15 protein-coding genes are annotated in these 25,822 nt (G+C 57.2%); 4 read left to right on the forward strand and 11 right to left on the reverse strand.

What is annotated here, in order from left to right; translation table 11 throughout:
* The first annotated feature begins 332 nt into the window (after positions 1 to 332).
* A complete protein-coding gene (locus HMPREF2749_RS04700; RefSeq protein ID WP_070593560.1) occupies positions 333 to 2,405 on the forward strand; it encodes a glucose PTS transporter subunit IIA in 2,073 nt (690 codons plus the stop codon).
* Positions 2,406 to 2,720: 315 nt separating this feature from the next.
* A complete protein-coding gene (locus tag HMPREF2749_RS04705) occupies positions 2,721 to 3,659 on the forward strand; it encodes a dihydrodipicolinate synthase (RefSeq protein WP_246823502.1) in 939 nt (312 codons plus the stop codon).
* A 141-nt stretch (positions 3,660 to 3,800) separates the two neighbouring features.
* On the opposite strand, the gene HMPREF2749_RS04710 is transcribed toward HMPREF2749_RS04705, so the two are convergent.
* The 11 genes from HMPREF2749_RS04710 to HMPREF2749_RS04760 all read right to left on the reverse strand — a co-directional run bounded on the left by HMPREF2749_RS04710 (position 3,801) and on the right by HMPREF2749_RS04760 (position 23,416).
* Positions 3,801 to 5,504, reverse strand: a complete 1,704-nt coding sequence (locus HMPREF2749_RS04710) for an ABC transporter family substrate-binding protein (RefSeq protein ID WP_049354464.1) — start codon at positions 5,502 to 5,504, stop codon at positions 3,801 to 3,803.
* Positions 5,505 to 5,753: 249 nt separating this feature from the next.
* A complete protein-coding gene (locus HMPREF2749_RS04715; RefSeq protein ID WP_070593561.1) occupies positions 5,754 to 7,460 on the reverse strand; it encodes an ABC transporter family substrate-binding protein in 1,707 nt (568 codons plus the stop codon).
* Between the two features lie 330 nt (positions 7,461 to 7,790).
* Entirely contained in the window at positions 7,791 to 9,500 is a 1,710-nt protein-coding gene (locus HMPREF2749_RS04720) for an ABC transporter family substrate-binding protein (protein ID WP_049357817.1), read from the reverse strand.
* 441 nt (positions 9,501 to 9,941) lie between these two features.
* Complete coding sequence (locus HMPREF2749_RS04725; protein WP_070593562.1) at positions 9,942 to 11,642, reverse strand: ABC transporter family substrate-binding protein; 1,701 nt, start codon at positions 11,640 to 11,642, stop codon at positions 9,942 to 9,944.
* Positions 11,643 to 12,051: 409 nt separating this feature from the next.
* Entirely contained in the window at positions 12,052 to 13,782 is a 1,731-nt protein-coding gene (locus HMPREF2749_RS04730; RefSeq protein WP_070593563.1) for an ABC transporter family substrate-binding protein, read from the reverse strand.
* A gap of 367 nt (positions 13,783 to 14,149) precedes the next feature.
* Positions 14,150 to 15,850 (reverse strand): ABC transporter family substrate-binding protein, encoded by a 1,701-nt coding sequence (locus HMPREF2749_RS04735; RefSeq protein ID WP_070593564.1) that lies wholly within the window; start codon positions 15,848 to 15,850, stop codon positions 14,150 to 14,152.
* A 431-nt stretch (positions 15,851 to 16,281) separates the two neighbouring features.
* Positions 16,282 to 18,375, reverse strand: coding sequence for an ABC transporter ATP-binding protein (locus tag HMPREF2749_RS04740; RefSeq protein WP_070593565.1), 2,094 nt, complete (start codon positions 18,373 to 18,375; stop codon positions 16,282 to 16,284).
* Entirely contained in the window at positions 18,375 to 19,376 is a 1,002-nt protein-coding gene (locus HMPREF2749_RS04745; RefSeq protein ID WP_005507216.1) for an ABC transporter permease, read from the reverse strand. Before HMPREF2749_RS04745 ends, HMPREF2749_RS04740 begins: the two co-directional genes overlap by 1 nt.
* Positions 19,373 to 20,368: an ABC transporter permease gene (locus HMPREF2749_RS04750; RefSeq protein ID WP_005507218.1), complete on the reverse strand. Its 996-nt coding sequence runs from the start codon at positions 20,366 to 20,368 to the stop codon at positions 19,373 to 19,375. Before HMPREF2749_RS04750 ends, HMPREF2749_RS04745 begins: the two co-directional genes overlap by 4 nt.
* 516 nt (positions 20,369 to 20,884) lie before the next feature.
* Complete coding sequence (locus tag HMPREF2749_RS04755) at positions 20,885 to 22,612, reverse strand: MDR family MFS transporter (protein ID WP_070593566.1); 1,728 nt, start codon at positions 22,610 to 22,612, stop codon at positions 20,885 to 20,887.
* Between the two features lie 132 nt (positions 22,613 to 22,744).
* Positions 22,745 to 23,416 (reverse strand): TetR/AcrR family transcriptional regulator, encoded by a 672-nt coding sequence (locus HMPREF2749_RS04760; protein WP_246823503.1) that lies wholly within the window; start codon positions 23,414 to 23,416, stop codon positions 22,745 to 22,747.
* A 171-nt stretch (positions 23,417 to 23,587) separates the two neighbouring features.
* Here HMPREF2749_RS04760 and cls point away from each other — a divergent pair, with 171 nt between their 5' ends.
* Both cls and HMPREF2749_RS04770 read left to right on the forward strand, forming a co-directional pair.
* Complete coding sequence (gene cls, locus HMPREF2749_RS04765; protein WP_049338249.1) at positions 23,588 to 25,066, forward strand: cardiolipin synthase; 1,479 nt, start codon at positions 23,588 to 23,590, stop codon at positions 25,064 to 25,066.
* A 63-nt stretch (positions 25,067 to 25,129) separates the two neighbouring features.
* Entirely contained in the window at positions 25,130 to 25,687 is a 558-nt protein-coding gene (locus tag HMPREF2749_RS04770) for a hypothetical protein (RefSeq protein ID WP_049340248.1), read from the forward strand.
* Positions 25,688 to 25,822: the final 135 nt, after the last annotated feature.

Raw genomic sequence — 25,822 nt, forward strand, 5'->3', positions numbered from 1 at the left:
ACCTTGCTCTTAACCTGGGAAAACCCTTAGAGTTACAGGGAACTATTTGAGAAGGGAAACCTTCTTCAGGGTTGTTACTGGTTTGGCAGGCAAGACCTGAGTTACTCAACACCGTATGGGACGGCAGCATATATCTGCCGAGAATCCCCTCTATTTGCTGTACCGAAGCTCCATAGTGGGCACGAGTGTAGTGCTTCCGGTGGTCGAGAGACTCGGGTCTTTTGTGTTTTCTGGCCGTGTTTTCCGGGGCTTTTTCGGCCACCGCAACGTCAGGTAGGCACAGCCTCCGGCAACAACCGTATAGACATTGACCGCATATCTAAGGAAGTATCGTGAATAACCGCGAACTTGGCGAGAAGATTCTTGACGGCCTGGGTGGCCCCGAGAACATCGCGCACATTACTCACTGTGCAACCCGCCTTCGTGTCACTCCTGTGTCTAACGATGCAGTGCAGAACAAGAAGATTGAGAGCCTGCCCGGCGTTCTCTCTGTGATTGAGCAGTCCGGCCAGACTCAGGTTGTTCTGGGCGAGCGCGTTGAGGCTGTGTACAACGAGATCAACGCTCTGCCTTCTATGTCCGGCCACGCTGAGGGTGACACCAAGGTTGAGGCTGAGGGCAAGAAGTCCGGCTGGCTTACCAACGTCTTCGACGTCCTGTCTGACTCCTTCCGTCCTCTGCTGTGGGCACTGCTGGGTACCTCGATGATTCTGACCCTGATCGTGTTCCTGCAGCAGCTGGGCTTCTTCGGCCAGTACACTGACTTGACCGGTCAGAGCGTGAACATTGACATCATTAACGGTGCTCGTGTGGCTGACCCCGAGGCTGCTAAGGCGCTGAACACCCAGTGGATGCAGCAGTTTGCTTTCTGGTACATCCTGAAGGCTGCTTCGCTGTCGGTTCTGAACTTCATGCCCATCATGCTGGGTGCTACCGCTGCTAAGCGTCTGGGCGCGAACATGTGGGTTGGTGCGGCTATCCCCGCTGCACTGATGACCGGCACCTTCACCGATTTGACTGCTCTTGCTGACCCCGCCACTAAGATTCTGAACGTTCCGTTCTTCGGTATGGATCTGCCGCTGTACGCATTCAGCTACACCGGTCAGGTCTTCCCCCCGCTGCTGGCTGTTGCTCTGCTGGCTCCGTTTGAGCGCTTCCTGAAGAAGGTTATTCCTTCGATGCTGCAGATGGTGTTCGTGCCGATGATTTCGGTCATCGTTCTGGTTCCGGTGACCGCGTTCCTGGTTGGCCCCATCGGTATCGGTGTTGCTATGGGCATCTCTGACTTCCTGAAGATGGTTAACGACCAGGCTCCGGCTCTGGTTGGTGCTCTGATTGCTGGTCTGTACCTGTTCATGGTTCCGCTGGGTCTGCACTGGCCGCTGAACGCTGTCATGATTAACAACCTGCAGACCATGGGTACTGACTTCATTCAGTCCCCGATGGGTGCTTACAACTTCGCTGTGTTCGGTGTTGTGACCGGTGTGGCTATTAAGGCTAAGCACGACCGCGAGCTGCGCCAGACCGCTGTTGGTGCGTCGATGTCCGGTCTGCTCGGTGGTATTTCTGAGCCGTCCCTGTACGGTGTTGTGCTCCGCTACAAGCGCGTGATCCCGATTATTCTGGTTCCCGCTGTTATTGGTGGCGCTACCATTTCCTTCCTGGGCGTTAAGTCCTACGCGTTCGCGTTCACTTCGCTGCTGTCGATTCCGGCTATGCAGCCCTCGTACCTGTACGTGATTGGTCTGGCTATTGCGTTCTTCGGCGCTATGACCGGTGTTCTGCTGTTCGGTTACGAGTCGAAGGCTGACGCTGTAAGGCACGCTGCGGAGCGTAAGGCTGAAGATGCTGAGGACGCTCCCAAGGCTGAAGCTGTTGCCGCTAAGGCTGCTCCGGCTGCTGCCGCTACTGCGACCGCCGCTGCTGCACCCGCTGCTTCCGCTGGTGAGGTCATTGAGCTGCACGCTCCGATTGAGGGTACTGCTGTTGCTCTGTCTGATGTTCCGGACCCGATTTTCGCTGCAGGCAAGCTGGGCGAGGGTGTGGCGATTGAGCCGACCGGTACCACTGTTGTTGCTCCCGCAGCCGGTAAGGTTGCTGCAACCTACCCCTCGGGCCACGCTGTGGGTCTGAAGCTGGAGAACGGCATTGAGCTGCTGATTCACGTTGGTCTGGATACCGTGAACCTGGACGGTAAGGGCTTCAGCGTGAAGGTTGCTAAGGGCGATGTTGTTGCTGCTGGCGACGCTCTGATTGAGTTCGATCCTGAGGTTATCAAGGAGGCGGGTTACCCGCTGATTACCCCGGTTATCGTGACCAACACCCGCAAGTTCGCTGAGGTTAAGGGTCTGCCGGGCGTTGCTCACCAGAACCTGAGCACTGTCCTGAAGGTGACCACTAAGTAGTTCCCTTTATAGGCTCTAAGGGGCCCCACCATTACGGTGGGGCCCCTTTCCTTATGCCTCCCTTTCCTGATGCCCTGCTTCCTGATGTGCTGATTCTTTGGGCAGGTTTGCCGGGCAGAGTTTGTTGGGCAGGGTTTGCTGGGGTTTAGGCACTAGCCGGGGGGGGTATTTCTGCTAGTGTAAGAATACGCTCAACAAGGAAGTTCTCAGGTGATATGGAGTACGATGATGTCTTCTGATACTAGGACATGGGATACCGGAGTGTGGGAAGAGCAGCAAAAAGAGCTGCGCGCTCTATCTCCTGCTCGGCGGCTGATGCGCCGGCTCAATCTTGAGGCGCTCGTCTACGAGTCCGCGCCGTTTCCGGTTCTGTTGCGTAAGCTCTCCGCGCTGATTCCAGCGTGCCTTCTGTGGTGGGTTATCTACGAGCCGCACCGGCTTGCTTCCTCCACCAGCCTCCCCGAGGGTACTCACGCTATTACGCTGCTCCCCGGAGCCTGGGGTGACCCCGCTACGGGGGCTTATGGAGGTCTTCCTGAGCTGCCGGGGGTCCTCGTGCGTTGGATGCTGTGCATCGCGGCAATGGTGGCTGTCGTTCATGTCTGTGGCGTCAAGGCGAAGGGGCAGAGCTTCACCATTCCTCACGATGCGCGTTCACGGTTGATTGCTCTGATGCAGGCTCTGGGCATTTTCGGTGCTTTTGCGCTGGTCGTCTGGATCGAGTACATGATGACTCCGCTGACCCTCATGTTTGAAACCGTGTACGCGGGCCCGACCGCCGTCTATAGCGGCGATGGCATGATTCCCCTGCACCTGTTCCTGTCCTCGTCGTTGAGCGCTATTTTCTTGGGCTATTTTTGTGTGAACATTCTTGCCTCGCTGAATATCCCCGGGTACCTGGGCATCCCCGCAATTATTTACGTGGGGGCGCTCCCTTGGGCTCAGGCGGAGCGGCACCAGTTCACGTTGGCGCTGGCGTGGGTCATTGCGGTGGCACTGGTGAGTTGGCTCGTGCGCGGCATGTGGGGCACTCTGCTCGCCTGCGTTGGCTATTCTCTCTGGATTGTGCTGGTGGCAACCAGCGGTGATCCGTTTGATCTGTCCGCCAATATGAGCCGTGTACTCGTGATTTTGGGTTTCCCGCTGGCTTTCATCGTTGCTGGAGGCGGCATTTACCGCATCTTCTATCTGCGGCAGAACCCGAAGATGTTGAGGTACCTGCAGGAGCGTGCCCTGTACCTGGGCGAGTGGTAGCAACCGGTTAGGGCGGTGTTCCCCTAGTTTTTGTAATTACATATCCCGCTAAAGGGCACAAAAAATCCCGGGCACTCTCTCGTGAGAGTACCCGGGATTTTATTGTCCTATAGGACGGCTAGAGCGTTACCGTAAGCGGTACTACTCCTGCCAGCCAACGTTGACCCAGTAGTCAGCGCTGGTGTAGCTCTGCTTGAACAGGGACGGACCGTAGTTCGCAACCTTAGCCTTGACAGCGGCGTACATCGGGCCGTTTGCGTAGGGCAGGTACACTGCGACCTTCTCGTAGTAGAGCTTCTCCGCCTCGTTAGCGATCTTGATACGCTCGTCTTCCTTCTCGGTGTTCTGCAGCTTCTCGATGAGCTTATCAACTTCGGGGTCACCGACTCCGAACACCTCGGTGGTGAAGAAGTAGGGTGCCGAGGAAGCCAGGTCGGGCAGAACGCCCCAACCGGTGAAGATTGCTTCGTAGCTCTTCTGGCCGAGCACGGAGTTGGAGTTCGACTGCGGCTGGTTGTCAGCGCTCAGGCGGATACCTGCGGACTTCAGCTGCTGCTCCAGAATCTGGTAGACCGCCTGGTAGACAGCCTCGGAACCGAAGGAGGTCAGGGCGAAGCCAGCAACCTTGCCGTTCTTAGCGTAGTAGTCGCCGGACTTGGAGTAGCCTGCGGCCTCCAGAATCTTGCCAGCTGCCTGTGCACCGGTGTCACCAGCGTAGTTGTTCTGGTAGCCCTTCTGGAACGGCATCGCAATGATGGAGCCGGGCAGCGGCTCGGTCCAGCCGAGCTGCGAGAAGTATGCCTTAGCGATCTGCTCGCGGTCCACAGAAGCGAGGATTGCGCGGCGCAGTGCCAGGTCCTCGATGCGCTTGGGGTTCAGCTGAATGATGTTGACGTTGGTGTTCTGGCTCTGGCGAATCTCGGTGCCTGCCTGGCCCTTCACAGCGTTGTAGCTGGTTGCGCCAACGAAGGTGAAGGCGTCCAGTTCGCCGTTCTTGAAGCTTGCACGGATTGCTTCGGAGTCCATCTGACGCCAGATGATGCGGTCCAGCACCGGCTTCTCGCCCCACCACTTGTCGTTCTTGACCAGGGTGAGCACCTTCTGGGAGGAGTTCCACTCGCCAATCTTGAAGGGACCTGCCCAGTACTGATCGAGGGGCTTGTCAACGAAGCCTTCGTTGAAGAGGTTGACGTCTTCCAGTGCGGGGTGGATTGCGAAGGCGCACAGACCCTCGGAGGGGTAGTACGGAGCCTTCATGGTGACCTTGACGTGGAAGTTGTCGCCGTCCACAGCCTCGATGCTTTCAACCTGCTGCCACATGGTGTTATCGGTGATGTGGTAGGGGTTGTCGGTGACTGCGCTGTAGACCTTCCACATGGCGCGAACAGCGTTCACGTCCATGGGAGTGCCGTCGTTGAAGGCAGCCTTGGGGTTGATCTTGAAGGTCGCGGTCTGCACGCCATTGACGGTCTCGGTCTTGTGTTCGGTGCAGAACTCGGGGTTGAGGGTGCCTTCGCCTTCGGGGCTCATGGTGTAGAAGCCCATCACGGCGGGAATGTTGCAGGGTGCCAGAGCGTCCAGGTTGCTGGAGGTGTAGCCGCTCTGGGTCTGCAGGTTGAAGTTGGGGCCCAGGGCGGTAGCCGCGAGGGTCAGGGTGCCACCCTGCTTGAGGGAGGAACGGTCCTGCTTGTTGACCTGAAGGTTCTTCAGAATATCTTCAGCGTTGTTAGCGGCGCTACCGCCAACCTTTTCCTTCGAGCTGCCGCAGGCAGCCAGTAGACCAACGGTGCCGAGGGCAACGGTGCCGGTCAGGAGGGTACGGCGAGAGACAGACATGCTCTTCATGGAATTTCTCCTAGAGTATTCGCAGTGTTGTGGAGGCGGTACGCGAACGGTGCGTAACCCACACTCCAACCCGGCGGGAGGACAGTCTCTGCCGGGGTTGCGGGCAGAATGCCCACATTTGTTTTAAGTATATCCGTGCGACTCTCTTAGGAACGGGAAAGCGGCGTGCTACAGAAGGTTTTAATCCTTTTGTAACACGCCGCTGTAGCGCTTTTACCCCTTATGGAGTGTGTGAGCGGTGCTCAACGCTTAGTTTTGCTTCTCCCAACCGACGTTGATCCATACGTTCGGGTTGTAGTAGGGCAGGCCGAAGAGCATGGGGCCGTAGTTCGCCAGGCCCTTACGGCACGCCTTGAAGTTCGGGCCGTTGTGGGTGGGCACGTAGATGGCGACCTCGTCCAGGTGGCGCTTCTCCAGCTCGTTCATGATCTTGAGCTGTTCCTTCGGGTCCTCGGTGGACATCATGGTTGCTGCCAGCGAGTCCAGATCCTTACCGTGACCGTTGTTGGTCTCGGAGATGTAGAAGTAGTTCGCCGCATCCACCGGGGAGGTGGTGATGCCGTAGCCACCGGTCTTAATCGCGAAGTTCTTCGAGGAGATGATGCTCGACATTTCAGAGGCACCGTGGTTCTCGATGGTCAGTTCAACGCCGATTTCCTTCATCTGCTGGACGAGGAACTGCGCGGTGGAGCTGACAACCGGGTCGCTACCGAAGGTGATGACCGGGTAGGAGACCTTAGCGCCGTCCTTGGCGTAGTAGTCGCCGTTCTTGGTGTAGCCTGCGTCCTCAAGGATCTTGGTAGCGACGTCCTTGCCGAGCTTGGTCGGGTAGTTGTCCTGGTAGCCTTCCTGCATGGGCAGCATGCACATGGAGCCGGGCAGGGTTTCCTTCCAGCCGAGCTTCTCGTAGCGCAGCTTCTGCAGCTGCTCACGGTTGAGGGCTGCAACGAATGCGCGGCGGACGGGCAGGGGCACCTTTTCCGGGTTGATTTCGTAGTTGCCCACACTGAGAGCGCTACCCTTGCGGATGTCGGTGTTTGCCACGCCGGAGAGCTCGTTATAGGAGCTGAGGGTGCTGGCGTCCACGTAGTCGATTTCGCCATTCTTGTAAGCTGCCTGCTCTGCCTGGGAGCTCATTTCACGCCAGGTGATGCGCTCAAGAGCGGGCTTGGTGCCCCACCACTTCTCGTTGCGGACGACGGTGAGCACCTTGGAGGAGGAGTTCCACTCGCCGACCTTGAAGGGGCCTGCCCAGTACTGGTCGAGGGGCTTGTCGTTCAGACCGTCGTTGAAGAATTTGGGATCGGCGAATGCCGGGTGCAGGAACGAGGTGAAGCTGCCTTCGATGGGGTACCAGGGCTTGGACATGGTGACCTTCACGTGGCGGGTATCGCCGTCCACAGCCTCGACGCTTGCGACCTGTTCCCAGATGGGCGAGGGGGTAATCTGGTAGTCCGAACCGGATGCCGCGGCGGTGTAGATGGTCTGGTAGCTCTTGACGGCGTTCACGTCGATGGGGGTACCGTCGTTGAAGGCTGCCTTCGGGTTGATCTTGAAGGTCACGGTCTGCACGCCGTCAACGGTCTGCGCCTTGTATTCGGTGACGTAGTCCTCGTTCATGTGCGACTCGCCGCGGAAGTCGGCGTAGAAGCCGCCGGTGAAGGCGGAGTTGATGGCTGCCTGAATGTTCAGGTTGCCGGCGGTGTAGCCGTTGGTGTTGAGGATGTTGAAGTTCGGGCCAATGCCGTCTGCGCTCAGTCGCAGCTCGCCGCCGTCCTTGAGGGCGGAGCGGTCCTTCTCGTTGTAGGAGACTGCCTTGGAGAGGTCGTCGCCGGCGGAGAGAGCGCTGGTTTCGTTCTTGGAGGAGTTGCCGCCGCAGGCTGCGAGCAGGCCGACGGTACCCAGGGCAACGGTGCCGGTGAGCAGGGTACGACGGTTGAGGGTGAAAGTGGTCATTAGTTTTCCTCAGTTAGGTGGGATGCTGCTTTGCTGTACGCGGGGGAACACAACCCGCACACCTTTGTGACAGCACGCACATTTTGCATTGAGATTAGTATACACACATTTCCCACGCACTATGACCTAGTTCACCGTTTTAGGGAAAATATTTCAGCCAATCCCCGAAACCACCCCACCACAAACCCCCCATCAAAAACACAGAAAAGCCCCGCAGTACCCCGCCACTGAGGCGGAATACCGCGGGACTTTACCCTCCAGAGCCTTATACCGGCGCCTCCGAAAATTCAGCAACTACCGAATAGGAATCCAGAAAATTAACATGTGGCTTTAGTTCTGCCAACCCACATTGACCCAGCGCTTGGGGTCGGTGTAGCTGGTTGCGAAGAGGGAAGGACCGTAGTTAGCCAGCTTCTCCTTCACAGCTACGTAGCTGGGGCCGTTAGCGTAGGGGAAGTAAATAGCGACCTTCTCCATGTGCTGCTTCTCAGCCTCAGCAGCCATCTTCAACTGCTCCTCGTGGGATTCCTTCTCGTAAATGGAGGCAATGTACTTATCCAGCTCAGGATCGCCCACACCCTCGTTAATTTCGCTGGTGTAGAAATACTGAACGCTGTCGGCGGGGTCAGCACCAATGCCCCAACCGGAGAAGGCACAGTCGTACTGCTTAGCGCCCATCACGGAGTTGAACTGGGACTGCGGCTGGTTGTCCTGCTCGAGCTTAATACCTGCCGCCTTGAGCTGCTGCTCGAGGTTCTGGAACTGAGCCAGAGAGGTTGCATCCGAACCGAAGTAGGTGATGGAGAAGCCTGCAGTCTTGCCGTCCTTGGCGTAGTAGTCGCCGGACTTGGAGTAGCCTGCTGCTTCCAGGATCTTTGCCGCAGCCTCGGCGCCGGGGTTGGACGGCATGTTGTTCTGGTAGCCCTTCTGGAAGGGCATAGCAATCATGGAGCCGGTCAGGGGCTCTTCCCAGTTGATCTGGCCGAACTTGACCTTAGCCAGCTGGGAGCGGTCAACCGCGGCGAAGACTGCACGGCGCAGGGCGGTGTCGGTCACGCGGGTCGGGTTGAACTGCAGGTTAATCACGCCGAGGCTCTGGCCGGTACGAATCTGGACACCGGGCTGACCCTTGACAGCGTTGTAGGTTGCCAGGCCAGCAAAGCCAATGCTGTCCAGCTCGCCATTCTTGAACGCTGCGCGCTCTGCCTCGTCGCCCATTTCACGCCAGATAATGCGGTCCAGCAGCGGCTTCTCACCCCACCACTTGTCGTTGGGCACAAGGGTGAGAGTCTTAGCCGAAGAGTTCCACTCGCCAATCTTGAAGGGGCCGGACCAGTACTGATCCATGGGCTTGTTCACGAAGCCGTTGTTGAAGAGCTCCTTGTCGGTCAGTGCGGGGTGCAGACCGAGCAGGCCGAGGGTCTCAGCGGGGTACAGGGGCTTGGACATGACGATCTTGACGCGGGTCTTGTCGCCATCCACGGGGTCGATGGACGCCACCTGCTGCCAGAAGGGAGTTGCGATGACGTTGTAGCCGTCATCGGGGTTGCGGTAGACGGTCCACGCGGCGCGGATTGCCTCAACGTCAACGGGGGTGCCGTCGTTGAAGACGGCCTTAGAGTTGAGCTTGAAGGTGATGGTCTGCACGCCGCCAACGGTCTCTGCCTTGTAGTCGCTGACATAGTCGTCGTTGAGGCTGTATTCGCCAGCAGGGCTCAGGGAGGTGAAGCCGATAGCGGAGGGGATGTTGCAGGGGCCACCGAATGCGGTGAGGTTCGCGGTGGTGTAGCCACTCTGGGTCAGAATGTTGAAGTTCGGGCCGACTGCAGAGACGCTACCGCGGAACTCGCCACCCTGCTTGAGGGAGGAGCGGTCCTGCTTGTTGATTTCGAGGTTCTTGACGATTTCCTCGGTGCTCGAAGCAGCCTTACCGCTGATCTTCTTGTCAGAGCCGCCGCCGCATGCAGCGAGCAGGCCGACGGTACCCAGGGCAACGGTGCCGGTCAGCAGGGTACGGCGATTAATACGTAGATGAGTCATGTATTCTCCTCATGCCGGAGGGCTCAGGTGCTATTTGATAAGCGCACCGTGTTGTGCGCCGATTTTTCGGGAGCGCCGAAGCTCCCGCCCATCACCTTTGTGAGAGCCCCCACATTGTTTGTGGTTGAAACACAGTATACCCCCAAAAGAAGCGACGCAGACCACAGTCCAATCCGTGGAAGAACTATACACTGTCTAAAAATCACGGGTTCGGCATCTAAACCCGCATCATTGCGCGGAAGCCGCGTGTGAAAACTAAAAAATGAAATATTATGTCGCATTGGCGCGCGAGCGCGTCACATCCGATGCTTTGAGAATCATTACACGTTAAAAGCACATCGATGGGCAGCTAAAGCGCCTTGAACCCTCCAAAAGAAAAAGCCCCCCACCCCTATACGACACTGCGAAAACGTATAGGGGCGGGGAGCTTAAAACTGCGGCTTACGCCATCCAGCCGACCGTAGACCAGTCGAGGCTCCTAAAGAGGAACGCACCGTAGTTAGCGAGCTTCGGGCGGCATGCCTTGAAGTCCGGACCATTGAGGAACGGGATGAAGAGGCAAACCTCGCTCATGTGCTTCTTCTCAATTTCGTTGCACTTCTCGGCGCGCTTAGCGTCATCGAGGATGGTGACCATCTCGTCGACCATAGCGTCAATTTCGGGGGTGCCGACGCCGTTCCAGTTCTTGGAGTGGTAGAAGTACTCGGCAGCACTGGTCGGCTCGGAGCCTACGCCAAAGCCCGAAATGCTTACGTCGTACTCACGGTTACCAACAACCTTCGAGAATTCAGACTGTGCACGCGAATCGAGCTCGAAGTTAATGCCGATTTCCTTCATGCTCTGGATGAAGGTCTGTGCCTGACCCTTGGTGGTGGCGTCATCACCGAAGGTGGTCAGCTTCAGGGTGATGGTCTTGCCGTCCTTCGCGTAGAAGTCGCCAGACTTGGTGTAGCCTGCCTTCTCCAGGACCTTGCGTGCTTCCTCCGGGTTACGTGCCGGGTAGTTGTCGCGGTAGTACTGGGAGGAACCCAACAGAAGCATCGAGCCGGGAACTTCTTCTTCATAGGGCAGACCCTGGAAGCGAATCTTTGCCAGAGCACCACGGTCGATACCCAGGAAGATTGCCTTACGCACAGCAACATCGGTGATGTGCTCTGCGTTCAGGTTCATGCCGCCGGCGAAGAGGCGGCGACCGCGGCGAATTTCAGAGTTCGCAACGTCCTTCATCTCGTTGTAGGCGCTGAGGGTACGTGACTCGACGACGTCCAGTTCGCCGTTCTTGTAGGCGGCGCGAGCTGCAGCGTCTGCCATTTCACGCACGACGATGCGGTCCAGCTTGGGCTTCTCACCCCACCACTTGTCGTTGGGGACTGCGGTGAAGGTCTTCTCGGAAGAGTTCCAGCCGTTGGGTGCCAGAGTGAAGGGGCCGCAACCGAGCTCGGGGTGGGGGTTGTCGACGAAGCCTTCGTTGAAGAGGTTTACGTCGAGCATCGCCGGGTGCAGGATTCCACCAAAGAGCAGACCCTTGACGGGGTTGTGCGCAGTCTTGAAAACAACGCGTGCGTGGTAGCGGTCGCCATCGATAGCTTCAACGCTTTCGATGAATTCGTAGATACCCGCTGCGGCAATCTTGTATTCACCGTCGGGGTCACGCTGGATCTGCCAGGTTGCCTTGAGGGCGTCGATGTCGATGGGGGTGCCGTCGTTGAAGACTGCCTTGGGGTTCAGGCGAACCTCTGCGGTGATCTTGCCGTCTACTTCCTTAGCTTCGAAGCCGAGGCAGTAGTTGGGGTCGAGCTCGTCTTCGCCCTTGTAGGTGCTGCGCCAGATGCCGGCACCGGCGATAACGCCCATGGTTTCGGAGACGGAGGTGCTCGAGCCGTTCTGGGAGAAGCGGTTGAAGTCCGGGCCCAGGGAGTAGGTGCTCAGGTTCAGGGTACCGCCCTGCTTGAGCTTCGAGGCATCCTGCTCGTTGATTTCATAGAACGGGGTTTCGCTTGCCTTGTGCTCGGTCTTGGGGGACGAGGAGCCACAAGCGCTCAGTACGCCGGCAGCAGCGACGGCGGTTGCGCCGCCGAACAGTACGCGGCGGCTCATGATCGGGTTGAATCCGGAGAGGGAGGGGATGGGGTGGGGGCTCATGACGGGCTCCTTGGGGGTGTGGACTGCACTGATGCAGTGTTTGCAGTGTAAAGTGGGTGGCTCGCGTGCTCTGGAGGCGGGGTTTCCGCCTACAGGAGCGTCTGCCATCTGCGGTGATGGGCGGGCAGGTCAAGCCATGCAAAATAATGTGACCTAAAGCTATGTTCTAAGCCACATTTAATATTTTTTAGTAGTGTACACCACACGCATCACCACAAGTGCGCAACACGATAAATATTTCTAAATTATTACGCCCGGCCCTAAGACACCGAGCCTAAATCCATGTCGGCACAACCCCACCACCCTTCACGCAGTGCCCCCTCCCCCACCTCCAGAAATAGTCAGCGGGCACAGCAAAGCGGGCCGAACGCGCATATACGCATTCGACCCGCTCATAGGGCAGGAACCCCTAGGAATTCATCCAGCCCACAGCAGTCCAGTCCATCGACTTGTACAGGTGCGGACCATAGTTAGCCAGGGTCTTCTTGACCATCACAAAGTCAGGGCCGTTCGTAATGGTACCCAGGAAGGCGAACTCAGCCATGTGCTTCTTCTCAATCTCGTTACAGGCAAGGTTACGTTCCTTGTCATCCTCAATGAGGGTCATGGCGTCGATGAGGGCATCGATTTCCTTGCTGCCGATACCTTCGTTGTTCTCGGAGTAGTAGAACTGCTTGGTACCCTCGGTTGCGTCAGCAGAGACCGAGTAGCCGCTGAAGGAAATATCGTAGTCCCAGTTGCCCAGAATGGTGGCGAACTCACTATCGGCGTGCTGATCGATCCGGATCTCAATGCCGACATCCTTCATCTGCTGAGTGAAGGTCTGAGCCTTACCCTTGTTGGTCGGATCGTCACCGAAGACCACCACTGCACAGCCAGCCTTCGTGCCGTCCTTCTCGTAGTAGTCGCCGTTCTTGGTGTAACCGGCGGCCTCCAGAATCTTCTGCGCCTCCGAAACGCTGTTATTCGGGGTCGGGTAGGAATCCTGGTAGTAGGGTGAGAAGGGCATGTGAATCATCGAACCGGGGATGGTTTCCTCGTAGGGCAGGCCCTGGTACTGAATCTTCGCGAGTGCTTCACGGTTGGTGCCGACGAAGATTGCCTTACGCAGGGCAGCATCCTTGACGCGGCGGGGGTTAATATCCAGGCCGCCAGCGTAGAGGCGGGTGCCCTTACGCAGTTCGGTACCCGCAATGTTCTTCACCTCGGCATAGGTGGAGGAGGTGCTTGCACCGATAGCGTCAATTTCATCGTTCTTGAACGCGGCACGTGCAGCGCTGGATTCCATCTGGGTAAAGACAATCTTGTCCAGCAGGGGCTTGGTGCCCCACCACTTGTCGTTGGGTACAACGCTGAAGGTCTTCGCGGTGGAGTCCCAACCCTTATCCGCCAGGGTGAAGGGGCCAGCCCAGTACTCGGGGTGGGGCGCATCCACGAAGCCGTTGTTGAAGAGCTCGACGTCTTCCAGTGCGGGGTGCAGAATCTCAGAGAAGAGGCTCTGCAGCGGGTAGAAGGGCTTGGAGAAGGTGACGGTTGCACTGTAGTCGTCTTCACCCTTTTCTACGGATTCAACGAATTCGTAGATGCCGCTGGTGACAATGTTGTAGCCGTTATCCAGGCTCTTGAAGATGTTCCAGGTGGACTGGAGCGCCTTGTAGGTGATGGGGGTGCCATCGTTGAAGACAGCCTTGGGGTTGAGCTTGACGGCAACCTGAATCTTATCGTCCTTCTTGCTGTGCTCGAAGGAGACAGCGAAGTCGGTGTTCAGCTTGTAGGTGCCGTCAAAGTCAAGGTTCCACAGACCAGCCTGGCTGATGGTACTCATAACGTTAACGTTATCGCTGGTGTTACCGCTCTGGGTATAGAAGTTGAAGTTCGGACCGATAGATCCGGCGGGCAGGCGTAGGATGCCGCCCTTCTTCAGGCTGTTCACGTCCTGAGCGTTGATATTGTAGAGGTCTTCGATATTGGCACCGGCACCGGCAGCCTTGGTCTTTTCAGAGCTTGCACTGCCGTTGCCGCAGGCGCTGAGCAGACCTACAGCTCCCAGAGCCGCAGTGCCGCCAATGAGGGCGCGGCGGCTGAAGCTGTTCTTGGTCGCTTCGTGGCTACTCGCGGTGTATGCGGTGTTGGCGGTCATGGGAGTGGTTTCCTTCTGTCTTGTGTGGGCGGGTGTATCCCGTATCCCCGAAGTAATGATTATTTATGCAGAGCACTGCATAATTTTGTATAACTCCACTGTAGCGCGCCTCGGGAGCAAAAACCAAGCATTTTTACAATATTTCTTAATATTTATCGTGTTTTTTGAATATTCATACCATGAATACGCTGTTTTTGTGCGAATTTTTCGGATTTTGCCGGATAGCTATGCCACCGCTCCCCTGCACCGGTACACAAAATGCCCAAAGCAATTCCTCCAGATATGCAAAAAGTGTCCACCCGGATAATCCGGGTGGACACTTTCAGTAGCTCTAGACTATTCACCTATTAGGTGAAGGGATAAGGACTTACTTAGCCCAACCAACCTTCTGCCAGTGAATACCGGTGCCCTGGAAGAGGGACACGCCGTAGTTGCGCAGACCCTTCTTCACGAACTTGTACTCGGGGCCGTTCATGAGCGGAATCAGCACTGCGAACTCAGCCAGGTGCTTCTTCTCGATCTCATTGCAAGCCTGGTTGCGTTCCTTGTCGTCAGCAATGAGCTTCATCTTTGCGATCATCTCATTGATCTCATCGGAACCAGCTTCCTCAGGCTTACGGCGCATGTAGAACTGCTCGGTAGCCTCGGTAGCATCCGGGGAGCTCGGAGCGAAACCGGAGGAGGTTGCGTCGTAGTCCTTGGAGGCCATGGTCTTGTTAAACTCGCTAACAGCACGGGAGTCGAGCTCAGCATTAATACCTACGGACTTCAGCTGCTGAACCAGGGTCTGACCGACAGCCTTGGAGGTGGGATCCTCACCGAAGATGGAGAACTTGAAGGCAGCCTGCTTGCCGTCCTTCTCGTAGAACTCACCGTTCTTGGTGTAGCCTGCATCTTCCAGAATCTTGGATGCAGCAGCAGCATCGTTGTTCGGGGTCGGGTAGGTGTCCTGGTAGTACTCGTTGAAGGGCATGTGAATCATCGAGTTGGGAAGCTTCTCTTCGTAATCCAGGCCCTGGAAACGAACCTTGGCGAGAGCCTCACGGTTCAGACCAGTAACCACAGCGCGGCGCAGAGCAACATCCTGCATGCGGGCGGGGTTCATGGTCACGCCACCGGAGAACAGGCGAGAGCCTCGGCGGATCTCGATGTTAGCAACGTCCTTGAGCTCCTTGTATGCGGAAGCGGTGGTAGCACCAATCGCATCAAGCTCATCGTTCTTGAATGCCGCGCGCTCAGCAGCGGGATCCATCTGACGGAAGACAATGCGCTCCAGAACGGGCTTCTCGCCCCACCACTTGTCGTTGCGGGTCAGGGTCAGGGTCTTCTCGGTCGAGTTCCAACCACCTTCAGCAATGGTGAAGGGGCCAACCCAGTACTCGGGGTGCGGCTTGTCAACGAAACCAGTGTTGAAGAGTTCCTTGTCCAGCAGAGCCGGGTGCACAATGCCAGCGAAGAGGGTATTCAGCGGGTAGTAAGGTGCGGAGAAGGTTACCTTCACCTTGAAGTCATCACCGTCGCGCTCCACGGAAGCAATGCTGCTGTAGATGCCGCTGCTTCCGACCTTGTAGTCACCATCGGTGCTCTTGAGGATGTTCCAGGTAGCCTGCAGAGCCTTGTAGTCGATGGGGGTACCATCGTTGAACTTAGCCTGGGGGTTCAGCTCAATGGAGACGACGGGCAGACCGTTTTCTTCGGCGACATCGAAGCTCTTCGCAAACTCGGGAGCCAGAGTGCGCTTACCCAGGGGGTCACCCTGCCACAGGCCTGCGTAAGCCACGGGGCTCATAGCAGTCTGGGTGTACAGGGAGTTGCCGTCCGCGCTGAAAAGGTTGAAGTCCGGACCAATACCGGGAATAGCCAGGCGCAGAGTGCCGCCATCCTTCAGCTCAGATACAGCTGCCTCACCAAGGTCATAAAGCTCCTTGGCATCGGTGCCCACGGTTGCACCCTGGGTGGTTGCCTTGGAGTCCTTGGACGAGCCGCACGCAGCCAGTACGCCCACGGTACCCAGTGCTGCAGCGCCACCGAGAACGGTACGACGGTTCAGGATGAAATTCTTCTCCATGAGAGTGTCCTCTTATACGTTTGACCCTCAATAATCCTGCAGGAAAGCGTCAAGGGTTCCCTGCTCATGCGCCGCAATTAGGGTGCGGTGAGCGATGAATTAGTGCCGGTCTATGAATGTGTTCCTTGAGGCACGCCCCTAGCGGCGCACCCACAGGCTTAATTATGGCTTACCCGCGGTATAGAAGCTCGCCTATAAATATTCATATCTTGAATGGTGAGAAAGGTTACGCCTAGTCAGTGCAGTTTTTCCTGTTTTCTTGCTGGTTTCAGTGCCAAGCGCCACATTCTGAGGCTCCCGCCGTCTCACCAGGTGACAATCTCAAGCTGCACGCGCCTCACCAGTACCGGGCATTAAAAAACCCGAGGGGCGAATATTCAACGAATATTCGCCCCTCGGCACACATGCGACTTATTCAGCCGACTCTAGAGCTACACCGTAGCGGCCTCAGCCTCAGGGTAGTAGCAAGCATAACCGTGATCCTGGCCCTCAACGGGGGTCAGTTCCGGCATCTCCTCCAGGCAACGACGCTTCTTGTCCTCAGGCAGCAGCTTGAAGACCGGGCAACGGCTCGAGAAGCCACAACCCTTAGGCGCGTTCACCGGAGTGGGCAGGTCGCCCTCAAGCATAATGCGGTGGCGCTTTGCCTCAACCTCGGGATCCGGAACCGGAATTGCCGAGAGCAGTGCACGGGTGTACGGGTGGATCGGGTTGTCGAACACCTGGTCGACGTCACCAATCTCAACAATACGACCCAGGTACATCACTGCAACGCGGTCGGATGCGTGGCGAATCACCGCGAGGTCGTGAGCAACCATCAGGTAGCTCAGGCCCAGGTTTGCACGCAGCTCCTCCAGCAGGTTAATCACACCAGCCTGGACGGACACGTCCAGTGCGGACACCGGCTCATCCAGAACCACGAGCTTGGGGTTCACAGCAAGCGCACGAGCAATACCGATACGCTGACGCTGACCACCAGAGAACTGGTTCGGGAAGCGGTTCACGTGGTCAGGCTGCAGACCCACAATGTGCATCAGCTCGATGACGCGCTTCTTGATGTCTGCCTTGTTCATGCCCTGGTTTTCCAGGGGCTCAGCCAGCACCTCGTAAACGGTGAAGCGCGGATCCAGAGCACCGGTGGGGTCCTGGAACACCATCTGCTGGTTCTTACGCAGCTCAAGAATCTCACCTGCGGACTTGCCGTCCTTGGTGGAGGTTCCGTTAATCAGAATCTCACCGTCGGTGTTCTTGTTGAACTCCATGATTTCCAGCAGGGTGGTGGTCTTACCACAACCGGACTCACCCACGATGGAGAAGCACTCGCCCTCACGAATATCGAAGGACAGGCCGTTCACAGCCTTCACAGTGCCCACGCGGCGCTTAATCAGCGCACCCTTCATGAGCGGGAAGTGCTTCTTGACGTTGCGGACCTCCAGGACGGGGGCACGCTCCTCACGCGGAATACCGTCGTACTTCGATACCGGGGGTTCCGGAACCGGGTACAGCTCGTCTGCGGTCTTACCGACCAGCTCCTGAGAGATGGTGCAGGAGGAGTAGTGGCCCTCGCCAACGCCTTCCAGCAGCTGCAGATCGGGCTCGCCGTTGGAGTCCTGGCAGCACTGGCCACCGCTCTTAGCGATGGGGCAACGCGGGCGGAAGGAGCACGCGGTCACCGGGTTAATCAGGTTCGGAGGGGTACCCTCAATCGGAACCAGGGAGACCTTCTCGGAACGGTCCACACGCGGGACCGCACCCAGCAGACCGATGGTGTACGGGTGGGAGGGATGCTTGTACAGGTCTTCTGCCTTCGCAATCTCCACCGGCTTACCGGCGTACATCACCAGAATGTCGTCAGCCATACCAGCCACAACACCGAGGTCGTGGGTAATCATGATGGTCGCTGCGCCGGTCTCTTCCTGGGCCTTCTGCATAACCTCCAACACCTGCGCCTGAATGGTCACATCCAGTGCGGTGGTGGGCTCATCGGCGATGAGCACGCGGGGGTCATTCGCAATCGCCATAGCGATCATGATGCGCTGACGCATACCACCGGAGAACTCGTGCGGGAAGGAACGCAGGCGGTCAGCCGGCGAGGGAATACCCACCATACGCATCAGTTCGATGGAACGGTCCTTGATAGCCTGCTTGCTCATGCCCTTGTTGTGGACCTTGAGCACCTCAGCAATCTGATCACCAATGGTGTACACGGGGGTCAGCGAGGACAGCGGATCCTGGAAGATCATAGAGATCTCCTTGCCGCGGTATGCGCACATTTCCTTATCGCTCAAGCCCAGCAGCTCGGTGCCGTTGTACTTGACCGAACCGGTGATGTCAGCGGTAGTCGGGTGCAGACCCATAATCGCCATGGAGGCAACGGACTTACCGGAACCGGACTCACCCACAATACCCAGGGTCTTACCGGGGTACAGGTCAAAGTTCACACCGCGAACAGCATGCACGATGCCATTCTCAGTGTTGAAGCGGACGTTGAGGTCCTTAACGCTCAGAACGGGAGAGGTACTCATTAGTTCTTCGCCTCCTTTGCAGCGGCAGCAGGTGCCTCTGCCTTCTCGTTCTTCTTGGACTTCTTGATCTTACCGACCGACATCGAAGTCGGGTCGAATGCGTCACGCAGACCGTCGTTCATGAGGGCCAGCGGACCAACCAGCAGGAAGAAGAACAGAACCGGGAACCAGAACATGTGCGGCAGGGTGTTAATCTGCTGCGAAGCATCCGAAATCAGCGAGCCCAGCGAGTAGTTGGGGTACTTAATACCGATGCCGATGAAGGAGTAAGCGACCTCAGAGAGCACAGCGCCCATGATGCCGCTGGTGAAGTTCAGAACCAGCAGGGAGCCAATGTTCGGAACCAGGTGGCGCATCACAATCTTGAAGGGGTGCACACCCATGTAGCGTGCAGCCTTCACGAAGTCGCGGTTGATGAGGGACTGCGCCATTGCACGAATAACACGGGCGCTACCCATCCAGCCGAAGGCAATCAGCACTGCAGAGAGCAGAACCCAGGTGGGGACGCTCTTCTGAATCTGCTTACCAACCTGACCGTTAATCAGAATTGCCAGAATCAGCAGCGAGGGAACCATGATCAGGGTCTCGAGGATGAACAGCATGATCTTGTCAATCCAGCCGCCGAAGTACGCCATCACACAACCGTAAACTGCGGAGATGAACACAGTGGCCAAACCGACGACCACACCAATCTGGAGAGAGGTCCAGACGGCCTCAGACATCATGGCGAACACGTCATTACCCGCGATGGTGGTACCGAACCAGTGCTCGGCCGAGGGGCCTTCACCCAGCGCCATGTAGTCAATGTCGTTGGGCTTGTACTTGGTCAGGTACTTACCGAACAGACCGAACAGACCCATGCCGATGAACACGCACAGACCGAAGACTGCAGCCTTGTTACGCAGGAAGCGGCGCAGAATAATAACGCTCTTGTTGATGACCTTGAAGTCACCGTTCTCCTGTACCACCGGTACGGAGGAAGTTGCAGTTACCTGACTCATGAGATCCTCACTCGGGGGTCGACGATGGTGGTAGCGATATCAGCGATGATCGCACCGACAGCGAACAGTGCAGAACCGTACGCGAGGGTCACGGTCGCAGCGTTCACGTCCTGCGCGGAAATGGAGTCAATCGACCACTTACCGATACCGGGCCATGCAAAGACGGTCTCGGCGAAGAATGCACCCGCAAAAATCATCGGAATCTGGTACGCGATGGACTGTGCCACGGGGATGAAGGAGACGCGCAGTGCGTGGCGAGTAATCGCCTGGTTACGGGTCAAGCCCTTAGCACGAGCGGTACGCACGAAGTCAGCGTTCACGTTATCGAGCAGGTACTGACGCTGTGCAATCTGGTAACCAGCCCAACCGAAGATGGTCATACAGAAGGTCGGCACGACGTAGTGCGCCGCCATATCCATGGTGATTTCCCAGAATCCGGTCAGACCCGGAGTCGAAATACCGGTCACATAGAAAATCTTCTCTCCACCATTAGCAACGGCGATGTTGTTGATAGTGGTCGCGCCCTGCTGCACCACGAAGTAAGCAACGGGAGCGGGGATGATGTAGACCAGGTAGGAGTAACCGGTGATAACACGGTCAGAGAACTTGTACTGGCGAGCTGCCGAGTACACACCCAGGGCAATACCAATCACAATCGAGAGAATGGTAGCCACCAGCAGCAGGCGGGTAGAAACCCACACGCGCTGGCCAAATTCCTGGTTAATGTACGCGCCGTTGGGGCTACGGCCCCAATCGAACTTGGTGACCACATTGGTCAGCCACTGAACGTAGCGGTCCCAGGGGTTCATTTCGGGATCGAGACCCAGGGATGCGAAGTTACGGTTCACCTGCTCGGGGCTAGGCTTCGGAACCTTTTCCTGCTCCAAGAGGGCAGGCTTCAGGGCAGTAACCGCTGCAAAGTAACCCATCGTGGTCGTAATAAAGACCATGACGAGGTACGTCAGCGATCGCTGGAGGATGTACCTAAACATGGGACGGTTCCCCTCCTTGTGTAGATGTCGGTGTTAAGGCATGTGTGTCATGCTGTCCTAGCGCACTGCTTCGTGATGACTGTCACTAGGAGCATATGTACTTTATCTTATATAGCCTGTAACACTTCCACCAAACCCACATTGGGCACTTTCACCCCTTAGAACAGCCTGTATGCAAGCTAAAAGGGAGCTGGGTAAAAAAATGCCCCGGAATACCGGGGAAAAGGGGCGGATTAACAATTTTTACGAAAATTTTACATCGGAAACAATTCTCTCGACATAGGGACGTAATAACCTTTTCGATAAGCGCTTTAATGGGGCAAAACACCACGTAAACCCACTATTTAAGGGACTAAACCAACACTTCCAACCCCTAAACCAAGCACTAAGGCACACCTCTTAAGCGCACTGGTTAAGGCAACTCAGCCAAAAGCGGCGCCCCGGCACGAGCACACGACTCGCACCGGGGCGCCACTTATACAGGAAGGCAACGCCTCCGCGTCTAGTGCTAAGACCCTAGCTCTTAGCGTTAGGCTCCGAATCAGGCGAAGCCTCCGAGCTCAACGACTCATTAATACGAGCACGAGCAGAGCCGTGCATGCTCTTCAAATCCTGAGCGTCCTTAGCAGCCATCTCCGGAGTAATCACCGGAATCGCACCGGTCGCCGCGCGAGCAATATCAACAGCCGGCTCAGTCTCCAGGGTCGTCGCCAACGCGTCCTCACGAATGAAGAGCAGAAGCAGCGTAGACACCAGACCCAGCGGCACCAGGTACAGGAACAGCGGAATCAGCGCATCGTTATACGCATTCACAATGATGCCGTGCACCGGCTCCGGCAAAGACGCCACCAGTTCAGGAGTCAGAGACGAAGACGCATGGCTACCCGAAGACTGCAGCGCCTGCTGCGGCATACGCTCAGAAATCAGCGAGGTCAGACGCGAGGTAAACAGACCACCCACCAGCGAGGCACCCACAGTAGCACCCACCTGACGGAAGAAGTTATTCGACGCCGTCGCGGTACCAACCACACTCACCGGGAACGCGTTCTGAACAATCAGAGTCAAGAACTGCATGGACATACCCAGACCGGCACCCATCACCGCAAGGTACACACAGAACAGCCAGGTCGGAGTCTCAATAGTCACGGTCGACAGCAGGAACAGGCCCAGCGCCACAATCGCGGTACCGCTCGTCACGTAACGCTTGTAGCGACCGCTCTTCGACACCACGCGGCCCGTCACAATGGACACCACCAGCATGACGCCCATCATCGGGATCATCAGCAGACCGGCCACCGTAGCGCTCACACCCAGCGCCATCTGCAGATAAGTCGGGATGTACTCCACCGCACCGAACATTGCCACGCCCAGCGCCAGCGAAGCGCCCAGAGTCAGCAGGAAGTTACGATTCTTGAACAGGTACATGGGCATGACCGGCTCAGCCGCACGGTTCTCCACCGGGATAAACACCAGCGCAGCAACCACAGAGAAGACCAGCAGACCAATAATCTCGGGCGAGGTCCACTCGTACTGGTTGCCACCCCAAATCGTGGCAAGCACCAGCGCACTCGTACCCGCCATCAGAATCAGCGAACCAAGGTAGTCGATACTGTGCTTCTCACGGTCACGGAACGGGCGGTGCGGTAGCAAGAAAATCACCGCAAGAATCGACAGAATAGCCAACGGCAGATTAAGCCAGAACGCCCAACGCCAACCCGGACCCTCAGTAATCCAGCCACCAATCAGCGGACCAGCCACCGACGAGAAAGCAAAAACGCCACCGATAATACCCATGTAGCGGCCGCGGTCGCGGGGAGGGATCACGTCAGCAATCACAGCCTGAGAAAGAATCATCAGACCGCCACCGCCCAGACCCTGCAGGGCACGAGCAAAAATCAGCCAGTTCATGTCCTGAGCGAGCGCACCAACAATCGAACCCGCCATGAAAGCAACAATCGCAAAAATCAGGAAGGGCTTGCGTCCGAACTGGTCAGAAAGCTTGCCGTAGACCGGCATCGTAATCGTCGAAAGCAGGATGAAAATGGTAATCACCCAGCTCATGTGCTCCACGCCGTGAAGCTCACCAACGATCGTGGGCAGCGACGGCGCCAGAATCGTCTGGTTCAGCGAGGACATGAGCATCACAATGACCAGGCCCAGGAACATGGCGCGGATGCGGTTTTTACTTTCCTGCTTAGCCTCACCGGCTGGCGGCTGAGGTAGATTCTTTTCCTCTGTACTCATCGTTTAATCCTTAGTTACGTTCTATATATGTCTGTTGTGAGTATCCGCCGGGCTCTGGATTCGGTTACCTCGATTCGGGGCCTCCGATTCGGTTTCCGGCGGGCTTTTGTCATTTGTAGCAGTGAACCGCCGCTAGATTGCCGGTCGGTTCTGCTCAAAAAGCAGGAACTGGAAGGTCTTCACCGTCTGGCGGATATGGCGGGCGATATCCTCTTTGTCTTCCAGGTCGCGGGCAAACTCCAGCTGACGAAGCACCGCGGAGGCAAGCTGGACCTTTGCGCGCGATCGCTCGCGGAAGTGATCGGTCAGCGGGTCAGCCGGGTTTCGGCGCGGGAAGGGGCCGCGGCGACCAGCAGCATCAAAAGCCACCCAGTCGATGGTGTTCAGGTACTCGGTGAGCACCTGTTCGCACTTCATGTAGTGCATCTTCATTCGTTTCGCGGACTCGGGGAACTCCTGATAGGGAGCTCGAGGGTCCTTGCCCTTGGCGTAGTGGAAGCTCTGGAAAATGACCTCCCAGAGAAGGTGGGTTACACGAATGATCGTGTTGTCATCCTCGTGGGCACGGTCTGTTTCGAGGATTTCCTCGCTGACCACCGGTTCGCGCAGACCCAGGACGGCATCCTCTTTAGAGGGGAAGTAGTTGAAGAAGGTACGCGGGGAGACGCCCGCCTCCTGGGCGATTTCTTCAACGGTGGTTCCGCGCATCCCATGGTCGCGGACGCGTTTGAGGGCTGCTTCGTGGATTGCCGTCCAGGTTTGTTCGCGGCGGCGTTCGCGAAGACTCTGTTCCTTTTTCTGCATAACTGCAATTATTTCACCACTGCACACAATGCTCAAGTGCATTTTTTTAGCGTTAAAGCTCATAGCATAGCCAGCTAAGACCCCCCCCCGGAACACACCACCGACACATCGCGCTACAAAGCGGCAAACCCGCTCCCCCAAACCCACACGAAATACCGGCATAATAGAGGGATGAACTTGTTTGCCCCCGCCTACCTCGACTTCCTGCCCGACTGGCTACGCCTCGCACTCGGCATAGCCGATATCCTCATCCGACTCGCAGCCCTCTGTTGGCTCCCCTACAACCGCAAACCCGTGGTTGCCCTGGGCTGGCTCATGGCCATCTTCTTCATCCCCTTCGTAGGGTTCATCGCATTCCTCGTCTTCGGCTCCTCGCGCCTGCCCGCCTACCGCCGCGCACGCCAACACGCCATGAACGACTTGATCCGCGAAGTCAGCGAGAACAAGCCCTTCCTCACCCGCACCGACGACCTCTCCGACCCCGCAAAGGCAGCCAGCCAGCTCAACTACACCCTGGGCTCACTCCCCCTGGTCGGCGGCAACCAATTCACCCTCCACACCGACAACCACGAGGCAATGGTCGCCATGGCGGAAGAAGTCGACCGCGCCACCAAATACGTGCACTTCGAGTTCTACATCACCGCCTACGACGAGGCGAGCGCAGTCCTCTGGGACGCCCTCTTCGCAGCCCACGAACGCGGTGTACAGGTGCGCGTACTCCTCGACCACATCGGCTCCTGCAAATACCCGTCCTATAAGAAACTCGTGAAAATGCTCAACGACTCGGGTATGCAGTGGCGCCTCATGCTGCCGCTCAAACCGTGGAAACTCAAGTGGCAGCGACCCGACCTGCGTAACCACCGCAAGGTCCTCGTCGTGGACGGACGCGTCGCGTTCTCCGGTTCGCAGAACGCTATTCACCGCTCCTACGACATGCCCGAAAACATTAAGAAGGGCTTGGAGTGGAAGGACCTGACCTTCTCCTGCACCGGCCCCATCGTTGAAGAGCTCAACGCCGTTTTCGTCTCCGACTGGTACTCCGAAACGAACCAGCTGATCCTGGCAGAAATTAACACCAATATCCCCTACTACAAGGATGGGATGCGCGCCCAGGTTGTGCCCTCCGGCCCCGGTTTTGAAACCGAAAACAACCTGCGCCTCATTAACTACCTGATCTACAACGCCGAGCGGCGTATCACCATCTGCTCACCCTACTTCGTACCCGAAGAGACCCTACTGCAGGCACTCACGAACGCCGCATACTCCGGTATTGAAACCACCGTGATTGTGTGCGAGAAGGGCGACCAGTTCCTGCCGAACATGGCGCAGCGTTCCTACTACGAGCAGCTGTTGCAGGCGGGTGTGCGTATTCTGCAGTACCCCAGCCCGACCGTGCTGCACTCCAAGTTCATGATGGTCGACGACGAAATCGCGTTCATTGGCTCGTCCAATATGGACCCGCGTTCCTTCTCGCTGAACATGGAAGTGTCAACGTTCGTCATTGACCGCAAAATGGTGGCGATGCTGGATGAAGTATGCGCCGAATACGAGCAGGTCTGCACCGAGCTGCTGTACACCCAGTGGGCGGAGCGCCCGCGCCGCATCAAGATGACGGAGAACCTCTGCCGACTGTGGTCATCGCTCCTCTAAACTATTTTTCGCACACTCGCAGGGTCTGAGTTTTCATCCCCGCACTCGCCAAAGGACTATCGGTTGCCCCTTCTAATTCGTAAAGCACGGCGCAAATTCGCTGAACTCGATGCACACGATGTAGCCCACCGCATCTCCGCGTACACCTACGGTAATTTCTTGGTGCTGGCGGCTCTGCTGAGCGTCTACGACGCGAACGCTATCTTTGACGGCACCGCGATTCTCTACATTACGGGTACCGGTCTGACCACCTACATTGCCCACGTCATCGCAGAAATGCAGGAGTACCGGGTACTGCACGGCGGCACCCCGCCGCGAGAATTCGTCAAGCACGCGCTGGGCAACGCAAGCCCGATTCTGGGTACGACCGTATACCCCGTGCTGTTGCTGATTCTGGCGGCAATCCTACCGCCCGGCGCCACCTACGAGATCATTTTTGACTACACTATTCTCCTCTGTCTTGCGACCGTGGTGTGGCGTATTTTTAGCCTCAACTTCGCGATTGCTCGCTACCGCGGCGAACCGCTCTGCTGGCGTACCTTCCGAAGCGCTGTGTGGCTCACCTTCGCCGTTATTGTTCTCGCGATTGTGAAGATTATGTTCACTCACGCTGGTAAATAACCTCAAAGCTCCCCTGAAGCTCAGATTAACCGAGATCAGGGGAGCTTTTGTATGCACCATCGCTGGGATGCGCCGGGCCACATGCTAGAGCAGCGCTATACATTAGGACGGGGCTACCGGCTAGAGCCGCAGCTG

This window comes from Rothia sp. HMSC075F09 (assembly GCF_001810515.1).
Classification (GTDB): Bacteria; Actinomycetota; Actinomycetes; order Actinomycetales; family Micrococcaceae; genus Rothia.

What these genes read in the sequence shown, in the direction of transcription:
- HMPREF2749_RS04705 (WP_246823502.1), top strand. Translation starts at nt 2,721, where the DNA reads ATGCGCCGGCTCAATCTTGAGGCGCTCGTCTACGAGTCCGCGCCGTTT.
- HMPREF2749_RS04740 (WP_070593565.1), bottom strand. Translation starts at nt 18,375, where the DNA reads ATGAGTACCTCTCCCGTTCTGAGCGTTAAGGACCTCAACGTCCGCTTC.
- HMPREF2749_RS04730 (WP_070593563.1), bottom strand. Translation starts at nt 13,782, where the DNA reads ATGACCGCCAACACCGCATACACCGCGAGTAGCCACGAAGCGACCAAG.
- HMPREF2749_RS04745 (WP_005507216.1), bottom strand. Translation starts at nt 19,376, where the DNA reads ATGAGTCAGGTAACTGCAACTTCCTCCGTACCGGTGGTACAGGAGAAC.
- HMPREF2749_RS04755 (WP_070593566.1), bottom strand. Translation starts at nt 22,612, where the DNA reads ATGAGTACAGAGGAAAAGAATCTACCTCAGCCGCCAGCCGGTGAGGCT.
- HMPREF2749_RS04720 (WP_049357817.1), bottom strand. Translation starts at nt 9,500, where the DNA reads ATGACTCATCTACGTATTAATCGCCGTACCCTGCTGACCGGCACCGTT.
- HMPREF2749_RS04710 (WP_049354464.1), bottom strand. Translation starts at nt 5,504, where the DNA reads ATGAAGAGCATGTCTGTCTCTCGCCGTACCCTCCTGACCGGCACCGTT.
- HMPREF2749_RS04760 (WP_246823503.1), bottom strand. Translation starts at nt 23,416, where the DNA reads ATGCAGAAAAAGGAACAGAGTCTTCGCGAACGCCGCCGCGAACAAACC.
- cls (WP_049338249.1), top strand. Translation starts at nt 23,588, where the DNA reads ATGAACTTGTTTGCCCCCGCCTACCTCGACTTCCTGCCCGACTGGCTA.
- HMPREF2749_RS04750 (WP_005507218.1), bottom strand. Translation starts at nt 20,368, where the DNA reads ATGTTTAGGTACATCCTCCAGCGATCGCTGACGTACCTCGTCATGGTC.
- HMPREF2749_RS04715 (WP_070593561.1), bottom strand. Translation starts at nt 7,460, where the DNA reads ATGACCACTTTCACCCTCAACCGTCGTACCCTGCTCACCGGCACCGTT.
- HMPREF2749_RS04735 (WP_070593564.1), bottom strand. Translation starts at nt 15,850, where the DNA reads ATGGAGAAGAATTTCATCCTGAACCGTCGTACCGTTCTCGGTGGCGCT.
- HMPREF2749_RS04725 (WP_070593562.1), bottom strand. Translation starts at nt 11,642, where the DNA reads ATGAGCCCCCACCCCATCCCCTCCCTCTCCGGATTCAACCCGATCATG.